The 1126-nt window shown below is 41.0% G+C and carries 1 protein-coding gene; it reads right to left on the reverse strand.

The annotated features are described in order from the left end of the window. On the reverse strand, positions 1-1126 hold a 1126-nt coding region (locus ACFO6W_RS25275), incomplete at both ends, for a glycosyl hydrolase (protein WP_380001765.1).

The raw sequence follows: 1126 nt of genomic DNA on the forward strand, positions 1-1126 counted from the left end.
ACGAACCAAAACTTCGGCATTGATATAATCGAACTGATAACCGGAGGGAAGTAAAGGATCTTGTATTCCTGTCATTTTAGGAGTATCTTCACCGATAAAGTATGCTACATCGGCGATGTTAAGCCCCTGACGTAACATATAATTGCAACGTTTGGTGTAATCTATAAACAAATCGATATGCGAAAACCATGTATTATTACGATTGAATTCGGTACCGAACCATGCATTTGTTCCCGGATACCTATCCAGATCGGGTTGATGAACCCATACATGGAATAATGTATTGTTTATACCTTCTGAGAAGTATTTATCCGTACGCTGTTTTGCATCTGCTGGTACGCGCGAGAACGCAGGTCCACCACTGGTATTCGATTCTGCAGTCACAAGATTTTTGCCGTATATATGAGCACAAGAGGATGCCGCCCGGTTTTCAATATTACCTAAATCGTTTTCCCAAGACGGGAATGCGCTAGGCAACCAATACTCACCACCAACCTCATCCGATTGACCTCCATATTGTAAGAATTCAGCAGGAAAACCCCAATGTCCATAGTTTTCAAGCCATGTGCGCAATCCATGTTTATGGCATAACTCCCTAAAACCGCCTACGTAATCGTATGCAATTTTATCAGCCACCAAACGCCGCATATCCCATAAAAATCGATCTGACTCCTTTTGGCTGCCGACCACCTTTCCGAAATATGTCGGCAGAAATGGTAAGGCATCATAACCATAGCACTCTTTGAAAGAATCTAAAAAATCGTCTGTGAAATTTTCTCCTCCAGACTCATAGCTGTCCTGAACAACTAACTTAAAGGTTTTGCGATCTTCAGCTGGAATACGATCTAGTATTTTTCCTATAAAAGCATCAAAATGAGTTGCAATATGTTTTTTGTTCATTTTGTCAATTTCAAGACCTGTACCATCAGGCCCTGCCGGATTATTTGTAACTCCTGTCGGAGTCATACCAATTCGCAATATTACCCACTCTCCTTCAGGGGCATCCCATGCGATCCTTCCATCCGGAGACATATATTCAGAAATATCCAGAATTTTTTTCGGATCAATATTCAATTCTGAATTTTTCGGTTCAGGTTGTTCTCTCCACATATAGTAATCAAATGGA

The sequence above is a fragment of the Dysgonomonas termitidis genome, assembly GCF_042654545.1.
Lineage (GTDB): Bacteria > Bacteroidota > Bacteroidia > Bacteroidales > Dysgonomonadaceae > Dysgonomonas > Dysgonomonas termitidis.